This window comes from Grimontia sp. NTOU-MAR1 (assembly GCF_035758505.1).
GTDB classification, from domain to species: domain Bacteria; phylum Pseudomonadota; class Gammaproteobacteria; order Enterobacterales; family Vibrionaceae; genus Enterovibrio; species Enterovibrio marinus.
The window spans coordinates 1,288,964-1,310,981 of the sequence record NZ_CP142109.1 but is presented as its reverse complement, the minus strand read 5'-3'; the positions used below and the strand labels follow the sequence as shown (position 1 = coordinate 1,310,981).

At 46.3% G+C, this 22,018-nt stretch carries 22 protein-coding genes; 6 read left to right on the top strand and 16 right to left on the bottom strand.

Features of this window, described 5'->3' with window-relative positions:
• Positions 1–60 precede the first annotated feature (60 nt).
• The 5 genes from VP504_RS23945 to VP504_RS23925 all read right to left on the bottom strand — a co-directional run bounded on the left by VP504_RS23945 (position 61) and on the right by VP504_RS23925 (position 4,303).
• Entirely contained in the window at positions 61–882 is an 822-nt protein-coding gene (locus VP504_RS23945) for a delta-class carbonic anhydrase (RefSeq protein ID WP_442788935.1), read from the bottom strand.
• A gap of 912 nt (positions 883–1,794) precedes the next feature.
• Positions 1,795–2,562 carry a cyclase family protein gene (locus tag VP504_RS23940; protein WP_325894523.1) on the bottom strand — a complete coding sequence of 256 codons (768 nt, stop codon included), beginning with the start codon at positions 2,560–2,562 and terminating at the stop codon, positions 1,795–1,797.
• A gap of 227 nt (positions 2,563–2,789) precedes the next feature.
• Entirely contained in the window at positions 2,790–3,251 is a 462-nt protein-coding gene (locus VP504_RS23935) for an RES family NAD+ phosphorylase (protein ID WP_325894522.1), read from the bottom strand.
• Entirely contained in the window at positions 3,251–3,673 is a 423-nt protein-coding gene (gene parS / locus VP504_RS23930; RefSeq protein WP_062707815.1) for a type II RES/Xre toxin-antitoxin system antitoxin, read from the bottom strand. Before parS ends, VP504_RS23935 begins: the two co-directional genes overlap by 1 nt.
• Before the next feature lie 165 nt (positions 3,674–3,838).
• Positions 3,839–4,303: an Lrp/AsnC family transcriptional regulator gene (locus VP504_RS23925; protein ID WP_062707812.1), complete on the bottom strand. Its 465-nt coding sequence runs from the start codon at positions 4,301–4,303 to the stop codon at positions 3,839–3,841.
• A gap of 160 nt (positions 4,304–4,463) precedes the next feature.
• On the opposite strand from VP504_RS23925, the gene VP504_RS23920 reads away from it, so the two are divergent.
• Entirely contained in the window at positions 4,464–6,275 is a 1,812-nt protein-coding gene (locus tag VP504_RS23920) for a trans-sulfuration enzyme family protein (RefSeq protein WP_325894521.1), read from the top strand.
• Between the two features lie 31 nt (positions 6,276–6,306).
• Here the strand turns inward: VP504_RS23920 and VP504_RS23915 are convergent, their stop codons facing one another.
• Positions 6,307–6,726: a hypothetical protein gene (locus VP504_RS23915; protein WP_325894520.1), complete on the bottom strand. Its 420-nt coding sequence runs from the start codon at positions 6,724–6,726 to the stop codon at positions 6,307–6,309.
• 800 nt (positions 6,727–7,526) lie between these two features.
• Here VP504_RS23915 and VP504_RS23910 point away from each other — a divergent pair.
• Positions 7,527–9,038: an alanine/glycine:cation symporter family protein gene (locus VP504_RS23910; protein ID WP_325894519.1), complete on the top strand. Its 1,512-nt coding sequence runs from the start codon at positions 7,527–7,529 to the stop codon at positions 9,036–9,038.
• Positions 9,039–9,114: 76 nt separating this feature from the next.
• On the opposite strand, the gene yciH is transcribed toward VP504_RS23910, so the two are convergent.
• A complete protein-coding gene (gene yciH / locus VP504_RS23905) occupies positions 9,115–9,441 on the bottom strand; it encodes a stress response translation initiation inhibitor YciH (RefSeq protein WP_325895435.1) in 327 nt (108 codons plus the stop codon).
• A gap of 86 nt (positions 9,442–9,527) precedes the next feature.
• Entirely contained in the window at positions 9,528–9,866 is a 339-nt protein-coding gene (locus tag VP504_RS23900) for a DUF3319 domain-containing protein (protein WP_325894518.1), read from the bottom strand.
• A 380-nt stretch (positions 9,867–10,246) separates the two neighbouring features.
• On the opposite strand from VP504_RS23900, the gene VP504_RS23895 reads away from it, so the two are divergent.
• Positions 10,247–11,209 (top strand): tyrosine-type recombinase/integrase, encoded by a 963-nt coding sequence (locus VP504_RS23895; protein WP_062707790.1) that lies wholly within the window; start codon positions 10,247–10,249, stop codon positions 11,207–11,209.
• Here VP504_RS23895 and VP504_RS23890 read toward each other — a convergent pair.
• A complete protein-coding gene (locus VP504_RS23890) occupies positions 11,206–12,201 on the bottom strand; it encodes a D-alanine--D-alanine ligase (RefSeq protein ID WP_325894517.1) in 996 nt (331 codons plus the stop codon). The genes VP504_RS23895 and VP504_RS23890 overlap by 4 nt on opposite strands.
• A 296-nt stretch (positions 12,202–12,497) precedes the next feature.
• Positions 12,498–13,049, bottom strand: coding sequence for an SPOR domain-containing protein (locus tag VP504_RS23885; protein ID WP_062707784.1), 552 nt, complete (start codon positions 13,047–13,049; stop codon positions 12,498–12,500).
• Between VP504_RS23885 and VP504_RS23880 the strand changes: the two genes are divergently transcribed.
• Positions 13,048–13,305, top strand: coding sequence for a hypothetical protein (locus VP504_RS23880; protein ID WP_325894516.1), 258 nt, complete (start codon positions 13,048–13,050; stop codon positions 13,303–13,305). The two genes, VP504_RS23885 and VP504_RS23880, sit on opposite strands and share 2 nt — an antisense overlap.
• Positions 13,280–15,961 (top strand): bifunctional acetate--CoA ligase family protein/GNAT family N-acetyltransferase, encoded by a 2,682-nt coding sequence (locus VP504_RS23875; protein WP_062707777.1) that lies wholly within the window; start codon positions 13,280–13,282, stop codon positions 15,959–15,961. Before VP504_RS23880 ends, VP504_RS23875 begins: the two co-directional genes overlap by 26 nt.
• Before the next feature lie 75 nt (positions 15,962–16,036).
• On the opposite strand, the gene VP504_RS23870 is transcribed toward VP504_RS23875, so the two are convergent.
• Complete coding sequence (locus VP504_RS23870; RefSeq protein WP_325894515.1) at positions 16,037–16,342, bottom strand: Dabb family protein; 306 nt, start codon at positions 16,340–16,342, stop codon at positions 16,037–16,039.
• 20 nt (positions 16,343–16,362) lie between these two features.
• Positions 16,363–17,268 (bottom strand): LysR family transcriptional regulator, encoded by a 906-nt coding sequence (locus VP504_RS23865; RefSeq protein ID WP_325894514.1) that lies wholly within the window; start codon positions 17,266–17,268, stop codon positions 16,363–16,365.
• Between the two features lie 257 nt (positions 17,269–17,525).
• Between VP504_RS23865 and VP504_RS23860 the strand changes: the two genes are divergently transcribed.
• On the top strand, positions 17,526–19,157 hold the full coding sequence (locus VP504_RS23860) for a DUF2813 domain-containing protein (protein WP_325894513.1): 1,632 nt from the start codon (positions 17,526–17,528) through the stop codon (positions 19,155–19,157).
• Here VP504_RS23860 and VP504_RS23855 read toward each other — a convergent pair.
• Genes VP504_RS23855 through VP504_RS23840 form a run of 4 tightly spaced genes read right to left on the bottom strand, consistent with a single transcriptional unit; the run spans position 19,154 to position 22,016 of the window.
• Positions 19,154–19,666, bottom strand: a complete 513-nt coding sequence (locus VP504_RS23855; protein ID WP_442788934.1) for a DUF3833 domain-containing protein — start codon at positions 19,664–19,666, stop codon at positions 19,154–19,156. The genes VP504_RS23860 and VP504_RS23855 overlap by 4 nt on opposite strands.
• 8 nt (positions 19,667–19,674) lie before the next feature.
• The gene (locus VP504_RS23850; RefSeq protein ID WP_325894511.1) at positions 19,675–20,271 is read right to left on the bottom strand and encodes a chalcone isomerase family protein; all 597 of its coding nucleotides are present in this window, start codon (positions 20,269–20,271) and stop codon (positions 19,675–19,677) included.
• Positions 20,217–20,753, bottom strand: coding sequence for a DUF2878 domain-containing protein (locus VP504_RS23845; protein ID WP_325894510.1), 537 nt, complete (start codon positions 20,751–20,753; stop codon positions 20,217–20,219). Before VP504_RS23845 ends, VP504_RS23850 begins: the two co-directional genes overlap by 55 nt.
• A gap of 24 nt (positions 20,754–20,777) precedes the next feature.
• The gene (locus tag VP504_RS23840; protein WP_325894509.1) at positions 20,778–22,016 is read right to left on the bottom strand and encodes a cyclopropane-fatty-acyl-phospholipid synthase family protein; all 1,239 of its coding nucleotides are present in this window, start codon (positions 22,014–22,016) and stop codon (positions 20,778–20,780) included.
• Positions 22,017–22,018 lie beyond the last annotated feature (2 nt).

The window sequence follows — 22,018 nt, the reverse complement described above, 5'->3', positions numbered from 1 at the left end:
TAGGTGATAACTAAAAAGAGAATAGGGCGCATAACTGCTTACGCGCCCAGCGTCAGAATCTTAGTTCACGATTTCAGACAGCAGATCTTTGTTCACCACAAGGTTACGCACGCCATGTGCGTGGTCTTCATCGAAGACATTGCCTTCACACCATTCACCAACGGATTTGATATTCACTTTCGCCACTTTCGGACGAACGCTCCAAGTCACCTGGAATGGCGATCCTTTCTCGTTGTAGCCAGGGCCCGTGGTTGAACCCATGTATTGAATTGGCTTACCCGTGTTAGCAGGAATTGCGACCGCCTGATGCACGCCATCCTGAACTTCATGCTCTGTCAGCTCTTCAAAGTCGTAAGCATTTTTGTCGTTCACCAGCACGTAAACCTGCGTTTCTACACGAAGCTGCGGGTTTTTGTTGGCATCACTCAAACACGCACCAAGCGTCGGGCCCGGTTCAACCTGCGCCGTTGAATGAACATAGTGAACTTCAATGGTATCACCCGGTTTCAGGTCGCCATGCTTGCTCGGGCAAACCTTGTTTTTCACTGGTGCGAGTTCAGCGTCTGACAGCTTGCCAGAGTAACGATAACCGGTCTGGTAGCCTTCGCCGTCACCATTTCCTGCATAAAGCGTAAATTCACCGCCTTTATGCTCGGCATTTTTGTGGAAGTGGATATTACACAGGTTCATTTCTGTGTAAGACGGTGCAGTGCTGAACAACGTGGTGTTATTGCCTGCTTTAGAGTCAATATCACGTGGCGATTGAGGACCAAATCCTTCATCTTCTGTGTTTTCAGCCAGTTCTTGACGTTGCTCAGAAATAACAGCGTCTGATACCGGCGCGTTTGCGTCTTTTGCCAACACACCGAACGACGTTGTCATAGCCAATGTAATGATGCAAAGGTTGCTTGCTTTCATTGGTTTATCCCTTATTAATTTGAAATAGTTCGATAGGTGTTCTCGTGGAATTCATTGTGCAAAAACAACCTGATAATTTCACATGTCCTTAAGGCAGTTTTCCGTTTACTGTGAACACATGACGAGAGTAACGAAAGTCAGCTCAGATGTTCATAGACGAAGCTGGTCAGTCTCAGATCTTTACGAGTAATTCTCTGAACTGAAGCAATTGGATGTATCGAAGGCAATGTATTTGTGGGAGGTGTCATGTTTGGGCTTTATCGCTATCTTCCGCGTTGGCGGCTGTACGTGAAAATACTCTGCGCCTCCGTCTAACGAATTGAAATTTTGCTGATAAAAGTTTCGAAACAAGTAAATCAGCATTCGTGTAGCTTACTTGTTAGGGATGATGAATATGAGCTAGGGCGGCTTGCTGGTATCTCAAGGCGGAACGGGAAAGCGCACGCAAACGGCTGCAGAAAACCTAAAGCCATCTTATTTATATCACAACCATTAGTGCGCATTATCTATCTTATGTTAAATAATAGATGTAACTACGCTAAATCTGACTCTCCTTTGTCTGTCATTATCCACTTTCTTTAAATATTTCAGTGTATTGAACGTAATTATCTATTTACCATAAAATAGATAATTACCAATTCTCTAAGACGCTCATATTGGATCATTCTGTTCCAACAGAGTTCTTCTAGCTTTGGTGAATTATCGTGAAAAGCTTTTTTCACTGGAAGCATTTAGCCGTCGTTGGGTTTATAGATAGCTACCAACTTTCTAAGGTGTCGCTGCCTAAAAACCTCGGTTTGAATTCAAAGAAACCCCTCACAAGTGAGAGATTTCTTTGTTTAAAGCTGCCGGCCTATGAAGATGTATTAGGGATAACTATGGCAGCAGCGCGAGAATTCTGGCCTGCGCCTGGGAGCCGCCTTGAATAGGTAAAACACCAATGATCACGGTTGCTCCTTTGGGAGGAAGAGCCGTCAGGTTAGCCATGTTTTCAATCTGATATTTCCCAGCTTTTAACATCACAATATGCGTTGCGAAACTCTGACTAGGTCCGTGATCTAAACTTAGCGTATCGATTCCAATGCCTGTTACGCCCCTATCAACTAGCATCGCTGCTGCCTCAGGGGAATACCCTGGAAAGTGCATAACATTATTTTTGTCCATATTGATGTATTGTTCTGGGCTGTTAAACCGGGTGTGCCACCCGGTGTTCATTACAAAGAGTGATTTTTTAGGTATGGTTCCATGCTCTGATTCCCACTGCTTCAAATCTTCCACTGACAATTGATAGTCAGGATTACCCATCACCTGCTTTCTCGCATCAATGACAACAACAGGAACAATTAAGCTGCTTAGAGGGATATCTTCAATGGTAGATCTGTTCTTAATAAAATGAATGGGCGCATCAACATGTGTACCTGTGTTTTCGCCCATACTGAATTTGTGCAGCAGATACCCGCCATTTTCGTGTGTCACGAGTGCTTCTTTTTTAAATGGTACGCCGCCAGGCCAGAATGGCATGTCATTGTGCATCGGGTGGGTTAAATCAATGGCTTCCGATGCCGAGAAAGGGGAAATGGGTTCGGCCGCATTAGATATCGCTGTTGAAACCAGACATAAAAATGCCACTACGTACTTCATCATTGGATACTCCTTTCCTTTCAATTCATATTTCGTCTGCGTTGAGTGAACCTCTCCCCTTAAAATGGACTATACGCTTGGGGCTCGGGCAGAACTCATAGCATTACAATACCGCACACACATAGGCAAAAGATTAGCCTTTTTCCAACCACTCAAGGCCCAATGGACTTATTGGCATTAATTAGCACTATGCGTGGTTAACGTCTTTTATCCTAGGCCACTTTAATGCCCTATCGCATCATTTTCTTGAGACGGCTGTCATAGTAAAAATCGCGTTGATCGATGATCTTCACTTTCCGGCTTTCAGTATGGAGGGGGTTAAGGAGAAAGTTGTATTCGCTGGCGATAATAGCAGATGGTAATTGGATGACTGGCGTGGTCATTTCGCGAAGCCAGACAGTACCGTAATTCCGGGATACATCTGCGTCTGGCACAGCGTCCCAGCCTTCAGGAAGTTCTTGCTCAGAAACGCGCTTAATGGGGAGATCGTCTGGAATGTAGATGGTCATCATGACCAAAGGTGGCATTTGTACCGGACTTTCATGAACGAAACGCTCCAGTGCTGCCAGGGATCGTGAACCAGCAGTATATAGAACAGGTTGGCCTTTTTGGTGCCAACGACCAGATCCAAATATGCCCCCCATCCCACTGAGATCGGCAAACCGTTTAACTGAAAGTCGAAATACTTCCATTAGGCAGTCATGCCATGCATCAGACGGTTGAGTACGTTTTCGACATATTGAATGCCCGTGTTGGTATCCAAGTAGTCAACAGCGGCCTTTCCACCAAAAGCCACTTGTGGTGTTTTTAACCAATCCAAAGCGATTGAACGATCGCCATAGTAATCAACAGCAAGATCAACCACACGACGAATAGCCAGTGTCTTTTCTGATTGCGAAGGTGTTAGGAGGTCTGAATCGCTCTTGCGCTGGAGGCTTCGTGGGCTTAAACCAATCAAAGTGACCCACTCGCCACTACTCATCGCCATTTCTTTCATAACTTTACGCGCATGTTTAACTTTCAGTCCATGGCGGATGATATCCAGTTCCATATCCTGATTGATAATCTGGCCTTCTTTGACGATGCCAAGCGACATTAACTGATCTGCGTACATATCAACCTCCATTAGCTTTGGTTAAATTATGTGCGTCATCTGTCGTATTGTAAAGCGACACTTGTCGTTTATATATCCATCATATCAGCATTTAGAGGGGAAGCGCGAAAACAATTTCCCCAAACAACCTGAAGGGTGCAGGGTTCGGGTTATTTGAAGGAAGAGCTAAATGGGTAATCGGGAACGTTTTTTGACCTGACCAAAAGCAAAGCTGGATTCGATTGCGGCAATGTTGGGAAGACGCGTCAGTTCCCTGCGAATAAACCTCTCGTAAGTTTTCAGCGATTCACTCACAACATGAAGAAGGTAATCGTGAGTGCCTGTCATCAGAAAACACTCCAACACCTCATCCATTTGGTCGATCAAGGTTTCAAATTTGACCATATTATCTTCGGTCGGTTTTTCGAGCTTCACCAACACAAAGACATTAACAGGTAGCCCACATTTGTCTTGATCAACATGAGCATGATAGCCAGTAATTATCCCTTTTTGCTCGAGTACCCTGACACGACGAAGACAAGGCGATGGGGATAAAGAAACCCTATCTGATAACTCTTGGTTGGTTAAGCGCCCCTCTTTTTGGAGTTCGCCCAAAATCTTCTTATCTATACTATCAAGATTATGCTCCATTTCTTTTCCTCGCTTCCATTACTAGCGCATAACACTAAAATATTGGCAGGATCTACCAATTGTTAACAATTATAGGGTGTATTTCGCAATCATCCTTATCGCTGCTTTGACTAATGTGATCGTTATAGACACAAACAATCTTTAGTTAAGGGAATTAGCGATGAATAAAGCAACTCAACTTAGTCCTCTACGAAATACGACAAAGCAGGAAGACGCGACATCTTTAGCCAACGAGCAGGCAAGGCACTTCGGTATCGATACAGAGTCAGACTTCGGGCAAGCACTGGTCTCCCTTGCAACTAGCTTATATACCGCGAATCATCATACTCATGATCTTTGGGCCATTACGTTGAATGGGCTGAATGATTTAGACAGAAATGATCGCATTGCCTGGTTTAACGCAAAGCGGTTCCTATCATTCCAGTTAGCGAAAATTCTCGATAACCTACAAAACCCGATGCGCACAACCTACAAGTCCATCGTAACCAAAAACGGGCATTTCTCGGCGAAAGGTGCTTACCCTATTTTTGATAACGTTGCGGCCATTTTTTCTGCAGCCCCAGTCATCACACGTACTGCCACTTATTTATTTGCCTGTACTGAATGGGTGGAGGATGCATTCAATGGCAGGGAGCCATTACATGAAATTTATTCCCGGCTGCTAAATCCAACATCCATTGCGCTGGCGAACCATATCGTCGATATCGAAGCCGGTGACATGGCCGACCAATATCTCGCCTGGAACTTTAACTCTGGGATGGCAGCAATTGACGGTTTGTTGAGTCACCTGCTGGGACGCGAAGATATCGTGCTGGTCTCACGAAATATTTATGGCGGCAGTTACCAACTCCTTCAAGACTGGTATCGCAAGTCCTCTAATCTGGACGTGGCGATAGAATGGGTGGACGGCTACGATGACGAGACTTTTGCTAAAGCCATGGACGCAGCTGAGAGGAAATATGCGGACAGAATAAAAGCTGGCCGTAAGATTTATGTGTATCTGGAAAGCCCCTGTAACCCTCACGGCTTCGTACTGGATGTTGCTGGCATAAGCCGAGCGGCCCATGAACGTGATTGGTGTGTTATGGTGGACACCACTGTAGGTACTCCCTTCCTCCACCCTGTGTTAAAAAGAAGTGATCCGATGGAACGTCCAGACTTCGTGATTCATTCGTACACGAAAGAATTAGCTGGCTCTGGAAGCACAACTGCAGGTGTGGTCATTGGCCGGAATGAAGATATGTTCATTCCAAAAGGTGACACCGTCACATGCAAAACACCCAGTGGCAAAGAACGTGAGGTTAACTGGAATCACACGCTGTTCTGGAACGTTTATTACATAAAAGGCGCGTTCCTCGATGCTGATAAAGCATTTGAGGTTCTCAATGGGATGAAGACTTTCGAATTACGTGTGCTGCAAAAAGCCATCAATACCCTGTCGCTAGCGCGCATATTCGCACTTCACCCCGATATCAATGTGTCATGCCCTGCTCTGCCTGACAGCCCAAACTACGCGTTAATGCAATCGCAAATGCGCCTGGGGTTGCCAGCCTCCTTATTCACTATCGATATGGAAGGCAAAGCCGACCGCAAAGCCATTGAACAATCAGCATTTAAGCAATTTTTTGACATGCTTGAACCTGCCATTGGTATGCAGGTCAGCCTTGGACAGACCAACACAGTTGCTTTATGCCCTGCAATGACAACACATTCAGAGCTTTCAACAGATGCACTCAATGAGGCAGGAATTAAGCCAACGACACTGCGTATTGCAGTGGGTTTAGAAGATCCTCGAGTTTTTATCGCTCATATTCAGCGGACGGCTGAAATGACGATAGACCTTAAGCACCCTGGATTTTCGGCTCTCTTTCCGGCCGCTAATAAAATTGATGACATCTACAGGAAAACATATTTGGATGTGCAGCAGCGGTTTGTTGAGCACCTTCCTAACTACAGTACCTTGATTCAGTAAGCCCGTGCAGGAATTGTTGTTGCAATAGACGCTAAGGTTCCAGCGCTTGGTTGTGGGTGAAATCCAAAGAAGAAGCGCTGGACATCATTGTTGTCCCGTCCTGGTTGAGGTAGCAAAGCGTCACTTGGTATTGAGGGCGAACACTAAGCGGTTGCAGCTGTTCTATTTGGTTGGCCAACTGAACATTTGGCTCGCAGCTTGTATCACCGATGCGATGTAACTCTCTGTCAAAATCGGTGTCTACAACGTGGGTACGAAGTATCTCAATTTTCATCGCGAGACGGCGTTTTTCGAAGCTAGAGTACTGGCTGGAAAGCAGTTTAGCGAGCGTTTCTTCAAGCATATCAACCTGTTGTGGGGCCAGCACGGTTTCGCCCGATGCTTCCAGTGCATTTTGTGCTTTAACCATCTCTAAAGAAACTGACGGTAGTGCTTCTAAATACTTCGTCATAAGCACCCTGCTTGAGTCTGATTGCTTTTGCAACACCACATCTGACGCTATCGTTGCTGCAACTATGGCAGTAAAGATAAACGTTGGTGAGGCGGAGAACTTTGTTAACCACTGCATGACTGAACTACTAAACTACTAATAAGAAGTGACTAATAATGCTTAAAATAGAGAATTTGTTGGGTATATATTCTTAACGTGACTTAACTCGCTAATAACCAGAATGGTTGGCGAAAAATTGCCCAATACAGAGTATCTAGTTTACTGCGGAGAGACAGAAGCTATACATTAAGTTCGTATCATATTTAAGAATGACTAGCTTATTTATAACCCCATACTTTTCTAATTCCAGTGCTATTTTCTTGCTAATTTAAAATTGTCTTAAATTAGAAGCATTTTCTCCTGTTTGGTTTGTTAGAAATAGTTATTTAAATTCATCTGTTAACAATACCTTGTATCGGCCTGCTTTACAGTGGTGCAACACGTGCCCCAACAGAAAGCGCTTGCAGCCTTATGAATAAATTAAAAAAAGTCAAAATTATAAATGCACAATTATTTATACATATATTGCCGAATTATTTTATCGCCGAGTAAATTCGCGAAATAAATTATGAATGGGAGGTTTTGGTAGAAAAGTGTGAGCGCTTTATCTTGTTATAAAAAATGCAAAATTACGGGGTCGAAATATATTGCAAATATGTTTATACGTGAAATAATCCGCAGCGCAACAGCTGTTAACAAACATGTAACACATCATGTTGCGGTAAGTATGAAAGTAATATAAAAAAGAAAAGGACTCGGTAATGAAACGTATAATGACGACTGCTGGACTTTCGTTGTTTGCAAGCTCAGCCTCTGCGGCAGGGATCGATGAAGCAATCAATGAAATAGTCGCACCAATTGTAAACCCATTCGTGGGTATGATCTTCTCCTCTGTTCCACTCCCCTTTCTAGATGCTGAAGCGCCATGGATCGTAATGTGGCTGGTTGTTGCCGCTGTCATCTTCACGCTGTATCTAGGCTTTATCAACTTCCGTGGATTCACTCATGCAATCCGTCTTGTTAAAGGTGACTACACAGATCCAAAAGAGCCAGGTGAGGTTTCTCACTTCCAGGCGCTCGCAACAGCGCTATCCGGTACGGTTGGCCTCGGTAACATCGCGGGTGTTGCTGTCGCAATCTCTATCGGTGGTGCAGGTGCAACATTCTGGATGATCCTAGCGGGTCTACTTGGTATGTCTACCAAGTTTGTAGAGTGTGCGCTCGGTGTTAAATACCGCAACACAAACCCAGATGGCTCTGTTTCCGGTGGTCCAATGTACTACCTGAGCAAAGGTCTGGCTAACAAAGGTAACCCAGCATTTGGTCGTACCCTCGCCGTTTTATTCTCAGTTTGTGCGGTCGGCGGTGCTTTGGGTGGCGGTAACATGTTCCAGGCTAACCAGGCGTTCAAACAAGTTGTTGGCGTTACTGGTGGCGACATGTCCTTCTTCGCGGATAAAGGCTGGTTGTTCGGCCTGATTATGGCTGTTGTCGTTGGTGTGGTTATCATCGGCGGTATAAAGTCAATCGCGAAAGTTACCGAAAAAGTTGTTCCTTTCATGGCCATTGTTTACGTTGGTGCTGCTCTGGTTATCATCCTTATGCACATTGACCAAGTAGGCGCAGCATTCGGCGCTATCTTCAACGGTGCATTCACCGGTGAAGGTGTCGCGGGTGGTGTTATCGGTGCCATGATTCAGGGCTTCAAACGAGCCGCGTTCTCGAATGAAGCAGGTGTTGGTTCGGCGGCGATTGCTCACTCAGCAGTAAAAACCAAAGAACACATGTCTGAGGGTTTCGTCTCTCTGTTGGAACCGTTCATCGATACCGTTGTTATCTGTACCATGACTGCACTGGTTATCATCATCACTGGCCAACTGTATGAAGGTCAGGAGTTGAGTGGTGTTGCACTGACTTCTGCAGCTTTCGAGGCGTCAATCTCTTGGTTCCCTCTGATCCTTGCTGTGGCAGTTGTACTGTTCGCGTTCTCAACCATGATTTCTTGGTCTTACTACGGCCTGAAAGCTTGGACTTACCTGTTCGGTGAGAGCAAACGCGCTGAGATGATTTTCAAAGTCATGTTCTGCTGTTTCGTTGTCATCGGTGCATCGATGAACCTGGGTCCAGTTATCGACTTCTCTGATGCAATGATCTTTGCAATGGCTCTGGTTAACATCATCGGTCTGTACCGCCTGGTTCCAGAAATCAAAGCGGACATGAACGATTACCTGGCGCGTCTGGAAAGCGGTGCTATCCAACGTTACAAAGGCTAATCAACATTCCTCACTTGTCTAACAAAAAAGAGATGCCTGTTGGCATCTCTTTTTTATATCACTCTGAAGAGGAAGATTAACCGCCTGCCAGTTTTACCGTGTGACCTTTCTTCTCAAGGTAAGCTTTAATTTGGTCACGCTTATCGCCTTGAATTTCAATCACGCCATCTTTCACTGAACCTCCACAGCCGCAGACTTTCTTAAGCTCAGCCGCAACTAATTTCAATGCTGCATCATCGAGATCCATCCCCGTAACCAGACAAACGCCTTTACCTTTGCGACCTTTGGTTTGACGTTGAATACGAACAACGCCATCACCCTTTTCACGGACTGGCGCCTGCTTTTCTTCTTTGATACGCCCGGAGTCGGTGGAATACACCAGTCGGCTGTTATCGTCTCTCATCATTCACTCTTTGACGTTTGTTGAATGGGCCAATGCTACCAAAACTCGCGCAGTCAGAACACGGTAAGCTTTGGATTATGGTGGAATTAGCGCGACAGCGCATTTTGGTCGATAAATTGCTTAATCTTTGGCAATGGACCTTTAAGAAGTTGCCCGCGAACCAAGATATACCAAAGGCCCGGTTGTTTGTCGTCAGACATGATCTGAATGCCTTTATAAACTTCCGAGGAAGGGCCCCTTGCGGTTCGGAAGGATTGACGTTCGAATTCGGCAGGACGACGGAAGATACGGGTGTCACTCCACCAATCTATACACTGTTTTACGCCCAGCATCGTGCCGGATACACTTCTCCCTGCAACAATTGACGTATAAACATCGTCCTTACATTCAATAGTATGGCCACGATGAGAATATCGCTTTTTCATTCACTACCTGTTCTATGGATTGCTTACCCATTAACTTAACCACCAGGGATCAGGCGCTTAACAGTGATTTGGGTATAAAGTTATTATCGCAGGCGATTTTAATGAAAAAGAACGGATAATTCGACTATTAACGTGGTATCTGCCCAACATTTATCTTCGTAAAAACGATTCGATAAAACGGTGATAACAAGCTAACCAAGACTTGATAACGAGCCTTTTGTCAAAAAAGGTTCTCAACGCATATTTGGCAAAAATCGCGTTCTTTGGCAGACCTTGAAGTTATCAATATATGAAGAGTTTATGTGATCATTGGCGCTATCAACTTGTCCGATTCGGTGGAATAATAGATAACAGAAAAATAAGTTATAGTGCATTACGTCATGAAAAAGATAGAACCTATTACTGACCCGAAGGCTGTTAAATCCAGTATATTATTGTTTAAACAGGGTGCTCTCTCTCTAGAGGATTGGCATGTTCTCACTCAAGGACTTTACAGTAAAAATTCCTTGCTGAGTTTCCAGAATGACTGGCAAGTTTTCGTCGAATACTGCCGTGAAGTGAATGTTTGTCCCCTCCCTGCTGCTGTAACAGCGGTACGGCGCTTTATAGAAGCCAAATCGACATTGCGAAAAGCATCCAGTATCAAGCGCTATATCATTACAGTTTCCATGATGCATCGAGTCCATGGCCTCTCCGACCCTACCCGCCACAGAGAGGTTCGCTTCACGCTAAATAAGTTGTATCAGGAGAAAGCGGATGAAGCAGATCAAGCGACAGCATTCCACTACCACCACCTTCAATCGCTGCATTCCAAACTCTGCACTAGTGATCGGCTCAAAGACATCAGGGACTTGCTCATCTGGACGCTCTGCTTTGAATGCATGTTAAAACGCAGCGAGTTGGCTGCAATTCAATTTGAAGACATCATTAAAACTGAATATGGTTTTACGCTCCAAATTTCGGACACCTCCATGGCACTTTCCCCTGAAGCCTCGGCTTTGATCGAACTTTGGTTTGAAATGACCGCCATAACAGACGGTCCCCTGTTGCGCAGAATTAATAAACATCAGCAGCTTGGTGATGCCCCAATGGATCACTCGTCTATTTACCGTGTGTTCCGTCGGGCAGCAGAAGAATTAGGTGTTCAGGGGACACTGACTTTCTCAGGCCAATCGCCGCGCGTGGGTGCCAGTCAGGATTTGTCAGACTCAGGTTTGACGATCAAAGAGATTCAGCAACAGGGGAGATGGAAAAGCCCCGCGATGCCAGCCCAATATGTGGGAAACAAACAGGCTCGAGACGAGGCAATGGATAAGTTCAAACGTAAACTGGATAAGGACTAATTAGTCCCTGAGCGGATACAACTCGCCAGATACTCAGAGAATGGGTGACCATTGTGCTCAACGAGCTTCGGGAACATTGAAATTGGCGTCATACCAGGGAAGGTATTGATTTCATTCAACAGCACCTCACCTTCCGGCGTTAGAAAGAAGTCTATACGAGACAAGTCTTTCAGCTTCAAGTGAACAAATGCTCTCTCTGCATACTCACGCATTTTTTCGACCTGATATTTCGTCAGATTTTCTGGCTCTACTGTCGTCTGACTGTGGCTTCCTTCGCTGTATTTCTCTTCGTAGGTGTAGAAGGTGTCTTCTGGACAAGCAATCTCACCGGGACGCGTCACAATGACTTGGCCATCATAATGATAAGCGGCAATTTCCAGTTCGCGTGGACGAACGGCTTTCTCAACCAACACTTGGTTGGAGTAGCTAAACGCACTTTCAACCGATTCACGCACGGTTTTTTTATCTGACACTTTGTAGCAACCGACAGAAGACCCCTGACACGCTGCTTTAACGAAAATTGCACCCCAGCGGTCAAAAGCTTCTTCCGCTTTTTTAATACTGTCTTCGTCGTTGTCAGTCAGGAAAACGTATGGAGTGTTCGGAATACCAATCGCATCAAACCAGAGTTTTGAAGTGATTTTGTTGAAGCAAACATTGCTGGCGGAAGAATCGCACCCCATGTAGGGAACGCCAGCCAACTCAAACAAAGATTGGATGTCACCCGTTTCGCCCGGAAACCCATGAATACACGGCAAGGCAAAATCGATATTGATAACTTCATCACCGACTTTAAGCGTCTTATCCAGATTCAGACGGCAATCTTGTCCGTTACTGTCCTTCCAGCCATCATTTTTTGTGATTTCAACGCGAACAACTGAAACGGATGGCAGTTTCTTTAATTCAGATTCCAGATAGTTTGCTGACACCATCGATACTTCATGTTCAGCGCTACCGCCACCACACAGCAACAATACTTGAGTTGGGTTCATGACCATTCCTACATCGCCCTGATAAATCGCTCAGGGATAACTAAATCTAATCGCACAATCCGTGAGGCACCTACTATACCCAAACGACCTGAAGATGCTCTCACTCAAGGCGTTTGGGTATAGTAAACAAACACATTGGCGCTTTCACTCAATCAAACGCAAATAACTGGCAAATTTTGCGTGATCGCGCAAAAACCCGTCATTACTTGATTCATAAGCCACCGCAGACCCTGTGTTCCAAAAAACAAGCAAGAAAAAAGAGAGCCTTAGCCCTCTTTTCCATTTGATTTGTCTATTCAGTTCAAGCGTTTTACTTCTGGTGTCGCTGACGACTTAATGGAAGCAAATGAACGAATAAATGGACCGTATTGTTTAATGTCATTCGGCAGTGCTTTGAGTGCATTTTGCGCTTCAGTCTTGGATTTAAACTCACCGTAGAGCAAGGTGTACCAAGGGAGACCATCAACCATCTTCTTATTTGACCAAACTGGCTTATCAGACGGCAGTCTGTTCATGTATTCACTGAAGCCCTTGTTGTGGCTCAATGCGATGACCTGAATGGTGTAAGTTGATGAAGATATCGCAGATGGTTTTTTAACAGGCTTAGGTGTCGGCTTAGGTTTCTTCTGCGCAGTCATGACCGGCTTAGGTGTCGGCACTTTCGGTTTCTCCACCGAAACTGGCTTAGGCATAGGTTTTGTCATCTCTGGTTTTGAAGATGGCACCATGGTTTCAGTCACAGGCATCACTTCTTCTTCAGAAGATTGGGTTAGAATTTGTGTGGTGCTGGTTCCGCCAGCACAACCGGCAAGAGCAAGTGTGAAAGCGAGCGAAAGGATTTTCTTCATGAATATTCTACTTTTAGGAGCCACTGCCCTTATTCTGTACCCACCCTGCCATTCATTCAACTTAAACCAAGCCCACTCTGATAAGTATCTGCCACATGTCACACATCATTTCCCAGTTTCTGCCAATCTGACGATGCTTTTAGCGGCGGATCACAGCCATGCTAACCGATTGAAACATCGTGATGCGAAAAACAGTAAACTGTCTGAGAATAACCAAGTCGGAGGGCGAAATGACCAGCCTGGATACGCTGTTTAAACCTAAATCAATTGCTGTTGTTGGCGCTTCTGACACTCAGGGACGCGCAGGTAACGTGATTATTCGTAACCTGCAGTCCGGCGGTTTTCGAGGCCCAGTTATGCCTGTCACACCTAAATATCAGGCGGTTGCTGGAGTCCTTGCTTATCCAACCATTGAATCCCTTCCTCTTGTACCTGATCTCGCCATTCTCTGCACACAAGCTTCGCGCAACAGCGAACTGATTCGTCAACTGGGCGAAAAAGGCGTCAAAGTGGCAATTATTTTGGCTGCTGGTATGAAAAAAACCAAAGCAGAAGATGGCCGCAGCGAATTTGACGTAATGAGAGACATCGCTTCCCAATATGCCATGCGAGTAATAGGGCCAAACAGCCTTGGATTAATCCTACCTTGGCTTAACCTGAATGCTTCTTTCTCTCCGATTCCGGCCAACCGTGGGAACATTGCTTTTGTTTCCCAGTCCGCAGCGGTTTGTACCACTATTCTGGACTGGGCACGTAACCGCAGAATTGGTTTTTCCACCTTCATTTCTCTTGGTGAGGCCAGTGACATCGACTTTCCCGAACTGTTGGATTACCTAAGCCGCGAAAGCAAAACCGACGCCATTCTGCTGTACATCGATAATATCCAAGACGCCCGTGCTTTCATTTCTGCGGCCAGAGCAGCGTCACGTAACCGCCGCGTTCTCGTCCTGAAAAGCGGACGCACGCCTGAAGGAGCTTCGATCCTCCCTCATTTACAGGAAAGTGAAATCGGGTTGGATGGCGCTTATGACGCTGCTATCCGACGTTCAGGTATGCTGCGTGTACGTACCACGCATGAATTGTTTGCCGCAGTGGAAACCCTCTCTCATTCAGTGCCACTTCGTGGTGAGAGACTGGCGGTTATTTCCAATGGTGGCGGCCCAGCTGTGATGGCGGTTGATACCTTACTGGAAATGGGGGGTAAACTGGCGGTCCTCAGTGAAGAAACTAAGGCAAAATTGGATGCCATACTTCCAGTCAGTTGGTCACAGTCAAACCCCGTTGATATCGTGGGTGATGCTGACACTGAACGCTATAAGAAAGTAACCGAAATTCTTCTGGAGAGTGATGAAGCTGATGCCTTGTTGATCCTTCACTCCCCTTCAGTGACAGCACCCGGTCTGAAAACAGCAAAAGCGCTTGCAGATATGCTGAAGAACTCCCAGCGCGCTAAACGCTTTAATATCCTGACGAACTGGCAAGGCGAAAGCGATGATGCGACAGTCGCCCGTCTGGCTTTTGCTCATGCAGGTTTTCCCGCTTATCGCACGCCAGAAAGTGCAGTCACAGCGTTCATGCACTTGGTCGAATACAGACGAAACCAGAAGCAACTGATGGAAACACCGACCTCTATCGGCCAAATTGATTACGATGTTGAAGGCGGAAAGGCACTGATCCAACAAGCATTGGAAGAAAACCTGCGCATACTGACCACCCATGAGGCTCGTCCTTTCCTCTCCAAGTACGGTATCAATGTGATGGCGACTTGGTTGGCATCAGATGCAGCTGAAGCCGCCCAGATCACTGAACAGGTTGGCTACCCTGTAGCAGTCAAACTCCGCTCACCTGATATCGCCCATAAGTCCGACGTGAACGGCGTCATGCTCGATTTGAACAACGCGACTGAAGTGGCAAATGCAGCACAGTTAATGTTGAACCGTGTCGGTATGACTTACCCAACTGCCCGCATTGAAGGCCTGCAAATACAAAGTATGGCTAACCGCGCAGGTTCTCAGGAACTTCGTGTTTGTGTACGTCACGACCCTGTTTTCGGCCCAGTCATTCTTTTGGGAGAAGGTGGTTCAGAATGGGATGTAAACCGCGATGCTGCTGTAGCTATTCCACCACTCAACATGGCGCTTGCACGTTATTTAGTGATAGGTGCGATTAAGAGTGGAAAGCTCCGCCAACGTGGCCACCCGTATAATCTGGATGTGAATGCGCTGTGCCACTTTCTTGTGACACTGTCACAGATTTTAATAGACTTTCCAGAAATCACCGAGTTAGACATTCACCCTCTGCTCGTGACAGGCGATAGTTTTACTGTGCTGGATGCGTCTATCAAACTATGTGTATTTGAGGGAGATGCGAATACGCGCTTGGCAATTCGTCCTTACCCGAAAGAAATGGAAGAGCGAGCAGAGTTAAAGGATGGAAGAACAATTTTGCTGCGCCCCATTCTTCCAGAAGACGAACCAAACCATAAATCATTTATCGAGCATGTATCGGTTGAAGACCTCTACAAGCGTTTCTTCTCTGATGTCGGCGAGTTAAACCATGAAGCTTTGGCTAACCTGACACAGATTGATTATGACCGCGAGATGGCTTTTGTTGCGGTTCATCGATTAGAAAACGGTTCTGACGAGATATTGGGTGTCGTCCGAGCCCTAGCCAACCCTGAACACACAGATGCAGAGTTTGCTGTCTTGGTTCGTTCTGATCTTAAAGGCATGGGCCTTGGCGCAATTCTGATGGAAAAAATCATTAATTATGGCCGGGTGAGTGGCCTTAAACGCTTTAACGGTATGACTATGCCTTCAAACTCAGGGATGATTGCTCTTGCACAAAAAGTCGGCTTCACTATCGACGTACAACTTCAGGACGGTATTGTCGAAATGGACATGACACTATAACCTACCGCGCAGTGTTTAAATGTGATCCAAAAGCCGCTTCATGATGCGGCTTTTTGCTGTTCAATGCCCGTCGAATCAAGCAACAGGTAAGGTATAATCCACCACAATAATATCTTCAATATGCGGCACAAACACTTCTTTCAACGCCTCATGCTCCGGGTGGAGTAAATAGTTCTGGCGTCCTTCTTCATCGGCAAAGGTCATAAAGACAACATGTGTGTAGCCTTTGTTTTTACCTTCAGGACTGTCATTTTCACCCCACTCAACAGAGACAACACCTTCGACACGTTCAATCATCGACATAAACTCTTCGCGAATTTCTTCAAAATCCGCTTCATTAGAAGTCGGCTTGAGTTTTACCAGTAGTACGTGTCTGATCATTGATTGCTCCATGTGCAGCGTTATCCTGCTTTTTCTTCAGGAATAGGCTGAATCACTTTTAGTAATCTAGGAATTTCACGGATCATCCAGCTTTTCGCATTCCCCATTCGAAGTCGCTTCCACGCCATCACCCAACAGAGCTTGTAAGGCTTGCTGCCTTTAATCACCTTCAGGCGGCCTTCCTCAATGTCTTTGCTCACCCACCAATCTGGCATGGTTCCGATACCATAACCATCAAGGATTGCGTGGTATTTTTCTGTCATTGAAGAAACCGTCAAACGTGGCTGCTCATCGAGAATGTTAAAGGTATAGGTTTTGGTACTGCGCGCAGAGTCCGCGACTGAAATACTGCGGTAAAGACGACGCACGTCTGCATCATAGGGGTTAGAGTGACGGTGAATGGGGTGATTGGCTGCCGCCACCCAATAGCCATCTGAATACCCAATTTCCTGTATTTTGATGCCTGGAGGCGCAGCAGGGGGCTTGGGACTGATCAAGATATCAGTACGATCGTCCTCAAGAGACTCCCATGCGCCAGCTAGGATCTCTTCTTGAAGACGCACACGCGTGCTGGCTTCGCGACCAAGTTTATCCACCAGCGGAAAGAAATGACGGGCGGTCAACAAGCCATCGAATGCGATCGTAATGTCCAACTCCCAACCATGAGCTAAAGATTTCGCATCCGCCACTAGCTCGTCAGCAGCGTTCATCAGAATACGTCCTCTTTCAAGCAGCAACTTACCTGCATCTGTAAAGATGGCTTTATGTCCGGAGCGGTCAAAAATCACTAGGTCTAAATCTTGTTCGATCTTTTGAACTTGATAGCTTAACGATGAAGGAGCCCGGTTGAGTGAGTCAGCAGCGGCAGCAAAGCTGCCTTTGCGCTCGATGGCATCCAATACCTGAAGCGCTTCGAAAGATAGCATGGGTTTTCTCGTTCCTTGTTCTTATTCCAAAGCCAATTTTGATGTCTTTTCAGGCCTAGGGTCTATAGACCTTTGGTACTTATATGACCCGATAAGAGACGTTTTGTATTCGTTTCGGGATGCATAAGAAATTATGATTGTTGCAAATGTGTCACAATCAGCTGATAGAAAACAGAAAAATCTGTCAAATCAGAAAAACCGTGATGTTCACACCTCCGCTCGCTGGTTATCTGTCTTAGGCTTTAATAGAGGTGGTTATGAAGTTAGATCGCATTGAGATTTCCGGTTTCAGGGGCATTCGACGCCTTTCTTTGAGTCTTGATGAGCTCACCGTGCTCATCGGAGAAAACGCTTGGGGTAAAAGTTCCCTACTAGATGCCCTTTCCCTTTGCCTGCCTTCTTCTGGCAAACAATACGAATTCATTCGCTCTGATTTCCATATCGACTACACATTAGGCAATGCCCAAACCAACCAAATCCAAATTATTTTCCGTTGGATTGAGTCCTTCTCTGGTGAACATAGAGCAAGGCGCTATCGCCAATTCAATGAGGTTTGGAATGGCTGTGACGACAATGGGCTGCGCCGATTAGATTTCCATATCAATGCGCTCCACGTTGATGGGAAGATCACGGTAACGCGTGACTTTCTTGGTCAAGACGGTGCCATTATTGAAACATTAAATAGTGAAAGCTTAGCGCGTAAACTTATTCTCTTACACCCTATCGTTCGCATTCAGGATGCGCGTCGTCTACGAGACAACGATCTGGATTTAAATGGTAACAAAACGCGTCTGGAAAAGCGGCTGGAAAACACAGTCAAGCGACTTCAGCAAAAGCCTGGTCATGTTAACAAAGGGGAAGTCCGTAGTGGCTTGAAAGCTATGCGTACCCTTCTCGACCACTATTTTGCGTTTGACAGTCACAACCGTTCTCCGGCGGAAATCGAACCTTCCAGGCACCTGAATATGCGCGCCAACTACGTTCATCCCTTGGAGTTGGTTGCAAATAATACGTCAAACCATAGTCGTCTCTTGTTGATGGGCTTGTTGAGTACCTTTGTTCGTGCCCGCGGCCCAAAGCAACTGAAAGCCAATGCACGACCCATTGTGATCTTCGAAGATCCGGAAAGCCGCCTACATCCAACCTTACTCAATCAGGCATGGCGCCTTATCAGTATTATGCCCATGCAGAAAATTCTGACGACCAATAGCGGGGATTTACTCTCAGCAGTACCGCTAGCCAGTATCCGTCGCTTAGAGCGCGGTGCAACACTTACAGAATCTCACCAAGTGCCACCAAAAAGTTTAAGTAAAGACGAAGAGCGCAGAGTATCGTTTCATGTAAGGTTCCATCGTCCAAGTGCCCTTTTCGCACGTTGTTGGCTGCTGGTGGAAGGCGAAACAGAAGTCTGGTTATTCAATGAGATGGCACGTATTCAGGGTTACGATCTGGCAGCGGAAGGCGTACAACTGATCGAATTCGCACAAAGCGGATTGAAGCCTCTTATTAAGCTCGCAATTGCTTTAGGTATTGAATGGCATGTCATCGCAGATGGCGACATGGCAGGCCAGAAATACGCACATACTGCTCGCAGTAAACTAGATGGAGAGAAAGAGAAACATCGCCTTACCCTGCTGCCTGACAGAGACATTGAGCATTATCTGTTTAGCCACGGGTATGAGCCGCTGTTTCGGGAGATGGCAAAGGCTGAAGGCGATACCCACATCGCCCCTAAGAAAATTATTGCGCGTGCACTAAAAAAGTACGCGAAACCTGATGCCGCCCTAGCCATCATTGAGTACACAGAACAACATTTAGAAGATGATATACCGCTGTTACTGAGGTGGATTGTCCAACGGGTAGTCAGTATGGCACGAGGCGCCGGTTAGTCTTGCTTCTCAAAGAATATCGATATCCTACCGACCTCCACGCCGAATTTTTTCATCGAAGTTAGGTTAAAGGCGCGTTTTTCATCCTGACGGTAAAGCCAGTCATCAAGTGTCAGTACATAAGTACTGTCGCCGACTTCTACGCTGAGATCGTAAATCCAGTTGAGGGCATTGCCTGACTCACTTCCTTTCGCAGTGCCTACAACATCACCCGCTGTCCCCTCGTAACTGCCATCTCCGAGTCGGGTGATAGTCCAGATGCGCTTCTGCTTTTCACCATCATCGAAAATAAAGTCTTCGTCCAAGGTAATCCGGTCTCCTTCTACCGTACCAATAATGCTCACCTCAAAACGTCGGGTTTGCTTTCCTTTGTAATCCTGTACCATCCCCCACGCGAGAGTTTTCCCGTCAAAGTACTGAAAAAGATTAAACTTGGGGCTGGCTGCTTTGTAATCTTCCAAAGAAGCAGAACAGCCAATCAATGCGGTGATCAATGCGAATACTGTGATGAGTTTTTTCACTCAGCATTTCCTCCAATGAGAGCAAGACGTAGAGATGGGTAAGCCGTCGCAGGCGAGAGCCAAATTGCCGAGAAAGCATTGGCAATATCCGAGGTGTTTAGCGTTCCAGAAGCCGATGCTTTTCCATTTCTTGGCTGATAGAAAAATTGCCCTTTGTCTTCTGACAAGACATAAATCAGCCTGTCACCTTCTTTCACATCCGGCCAGACATTCTGCATTTGCGGCAGCCAACCTTTAATTTGCTGGTTACTGAAGCCAAGGTGTTCCCATTGTTCGACAGTCGCATCAAGTAAATCGTCTGCGTCGATATCGCGGCTGTATGTGATCACCAGAGCAAGCGGCTCTCCTGTGGCGGGGACAAACGCTCCACTCGGGGTGCGCAATTCGCTGTCGTAAATTTTCCAGAAGCCCCAGGAAAGAGAAGCCGAACCAACAGATTTCCACCATACCCAATCGTCAGTTGATGCTTGTGTTTTAGGACTGGCATTGAGAGTCGTTGACAATGAGAAAGCGAGAAAGAGCGTTAAAAGTAATCCCGCTACTCTTTTTCCGCCAAAGGCTTTTCCGTCATAGAAAGATGTGGTTTTAGACATGCTTCCCCCTTCCGTGAAAGACGCTTCAAAATGACCAGAAACACTGTGCTATAGATAAACCAAGCAGCAGCAAGCACAAGTGCTGTGCTGGTAGGCGACATCGAGAACTCTACCGCTCCAAGACGCGCTCCGCCGAGATAACTCCCCGCGCCGCCGACTGCGCCTGTAGCCACCAAAAGCCAAAATGGCTTTGTAATTAGCCAATCTCGAACAAGCCATATGTAGGTACCAAAGCCTGCCCAGAGAAACCCAAGCCAAAGCGGCATAAAGGACGTCTCGAATTTTAAGATTTGTAGATGGATGAGTACGGTATCGCCCGCTATACCGATCAGTGTGAACAGTGGCACTGCGAAAAGCACACCACGATCGAGCAATACCGCGCCGATGAGAGCTAATACAAGAAAAGGAAGCATGCTGTTCTGGCCCAACACCGCGGCAAACCAGAAAGCATTGAACGTCAAAGATATCAGAACTATTCGCATACTTCCTCCTAACCCACAGTGGCTTTATTCTCGCCAGTCCGGGCGGCTTAGCACTAACTGAACCGTACTGATGGTACGCTCGCGGAAGCCACCTTCGCAGTAACAGAAATAGTAGCGCCACAAACGTGCGAAACGCTCGTCGTAACCCAGCTCAGCCAGTTCTTTTAAGTTTTCATTAAAGCGTTGATGCCAATCTTCCAACGTTCTAGCGTAATCAAGACCAATGTCTTTAAGGTCGCGAACAACCAAGTCAGTTTTAACAGTGAACCGGTCCAGAAGGACACTGACCGAAGGAAGGAAACCACCTGGGAAAATGTGTTTTTGAATGAAATCCACGTTACTGCTGTAGTACTCGTATCGCTGGTCGGCGATCGTTATCGCCTGCAAGGCCATCAAGCCATTTGGCTTCAAGAGAGATTCACACTTCTGGATGTATGTGGTCAGAAATTGCTTACCAACAGCTTCGACCATTTCAATCGAGACGAGCTTGTCATATTGTCCTTCAAGATCACGGTAGTCTTTCTTCAATAAGGTGACCTTGTCGTTTAAGCCTTCTCGTTCAACTCGACTCTTAGCCCACTCGTACTGTTCATTGGAGATTGTCGTCGTCGTTACACGACACCCATAATGCTTAGCCGCATGGATCGCCATACCTCCCCAGCCCGTGCCGATCTCTATGAGATGGTCCGATGGAGTCAGCTTTAGCTGGCGACACAACCGATCCATTTTGATGAACTGGGCCCGTTCAAGATTATCAGTGTCGTTTTCGTAAATACCGCTTGAATAAAGCATTTCCTGATCGAGGAAGCGTTCATAGAGATCATTACCAAGGTCATAGTGCGCGGAAATATTTGATCGCGAGTTCTCTTTGGTATTGCGGTTTTTCCAGTGGGCTATTCTAGTGGCGATGTTGACAATCCAACCCACTTTGTTTTCTAGGCGATCTAACGCTGGCAGATTACGACACACTGCGCGAATCACCGCCGTCAAATCGGGCGAATCCCACCATCCATCAATGTATGCTTCTGCAGCACCAATGCTACCGCCTGTCAGCACGCGCCGGTAGAAACCGGGATGACGAACAATGACCTCAGCATGGAGATCAGCATTGGGATCGCCCAGATTTTTTGTTTGCCCATCGTAATCGACTAAGGTTAGTGAAGCCCCATCTAGGTGGCCAAGCGTGGAAACCAACATACTTCTCGCGAAGGTGTCCTTCTTCGTGGCTGGCCAGGCTGATGTTTCGATATTGCTTGAATACATAA

Coding starts and splice junctions, on each gene's coding strand:
- VP504_RS23860 (WP_325894513.1), top strand. CDS start 17,526: ATGAAGTTAGATCGCATTGAGATTTCCGGTTTCAGGGGCATTCGACGC.
- VP504_RS23875 (WP_062707777.1), top strand. CDS start 13,280: ATGACCAGCCTGGATACGCTGTTTAAACCTAAATCAATTGCTGTTGTT.
- VP504_RS23895 (WP_062707790.1), top strand. CDS start 10,247: ATGAAAAAGATAGAACCTATTACTGACCCGAAGGCTGTTAAATCCAGT.
- VP504_RS23900 (WP_325894518.1), bottom strand. CDS start 9,866: ATGAAAAAGCGATATTCTCATCGTGGCCATACTATTGAATGTAAGGAC.
- VP504_RS23865 (WP_325894514.1), bottom strand. CDS start 17,268: ATGCTATCTTTCGAAGCGCTTCAGGTATTGGATGCCATCGAGCGCAAA.
- VP504_RS23915 (WP_325894520.1), bottom strand. CDS start 6,726: ATGACGAAGTATTTAGAAGCACTACCGTCAGTTTCTTTAGAGATGGTT.
- VP504_RS23910 (WP_325894519.1), top strand. CDS start 7,527: ATGAAACGTATAATGACGACTGCTGGACTTTCGTTGTTTGCAAGCTCA.
- VP504_RS23935 (WP_325894522.1), bottom strand. CDS start 3,251: ATGGAAGTATTTCGACTTTCAGTTAAACGGTTTGCCGATCTCAGTGGG.
- VP504_RS23920 (WP_325894521.1), top strand. CDS start 4,464: ATGAATAAAGCAACTCAACTTAGTCCTCTACGAAATACGACAAAGCAG.
- parS (WP_062707815.1), bottom strand. CDS start 3,673: ATGTACGCAGATCAGTTAATGTCGCTTGGCATCGTCAAAGAAGGCCAG.
- VP504_RS23850 (WP_325894511.1), bottom strand. CDS start 20,271: ATGTCTAAAACCACATCTTTCTATGACGGAAAAGCCTTTGGCGGAAAA.
- VP504_RS23845 (WP_325894510.1), bottom strand. CDS start 20,753: ATGCGAATAGTTCTGATATCTTTGACGTTCAATGCTTTCTGGTTTGCC.
- VP504_RS23925 (WP_062707812.1), bottom strand. CDS start 4,303: ATGGAGCATAATCTTGATAGTATAGATAAGAAGATTTTGGGCGAACTC.
- VP504_RS23890 (WP_325894517.1), bottom strand. CDS start 12,201: ATGAACCCAACTCAAGTATTGTTGCTGTGTGGTGGCGGTAGCGCTGAA.
- VP504_RS23870 (WP_325894515.1), bottom strand. CDS start 16,342: ATGATCAGACACGTACTACTGGTAAAACTCAAGCCGACTTCTAATGAA.
- VP504_RS23885 (WP_062707784.1), bottom strand. CDS start 13,049: ATGAAGAAAATCCTTTCGCTCGCTTTCACACTTGCTCTTGCCGGTTGT.
- yciH (WP_325895435.1), bottom strand. CDS start 9,441: ATGAGAGACGATAACAGCCGACTGGTGTATTCCACCGACTCCGGGCGT.
- VP504_RS23945 (WP_442788935.1), bottom strand. CDS start 882: ATGACAACGTCGTTCGGTGTGTTGGCAAAAGACGCAAACGCGCCGGTA.
- VP504_RS23840 (WP_325894509.1), bottom strand. CDS start 22,016: ATGTATTCAAGCAATATCGAAACATCAGCCTGGCCAGCCACGAAGAAG.
- VP504_RS23940 (WP_325894523.1), bottom strand. CDS start 2,562: ATGATGAAGTACGTAGTGGCATTTTTATGTCTGGTTTCAACAGCGATA.
- VP504_RS23880 (WP_325894516.1), top strand. CDS start 13,048: ATGAATATTCTACTTTTAGGAGCCACTGCCCTTATTCTGTACCCACCC.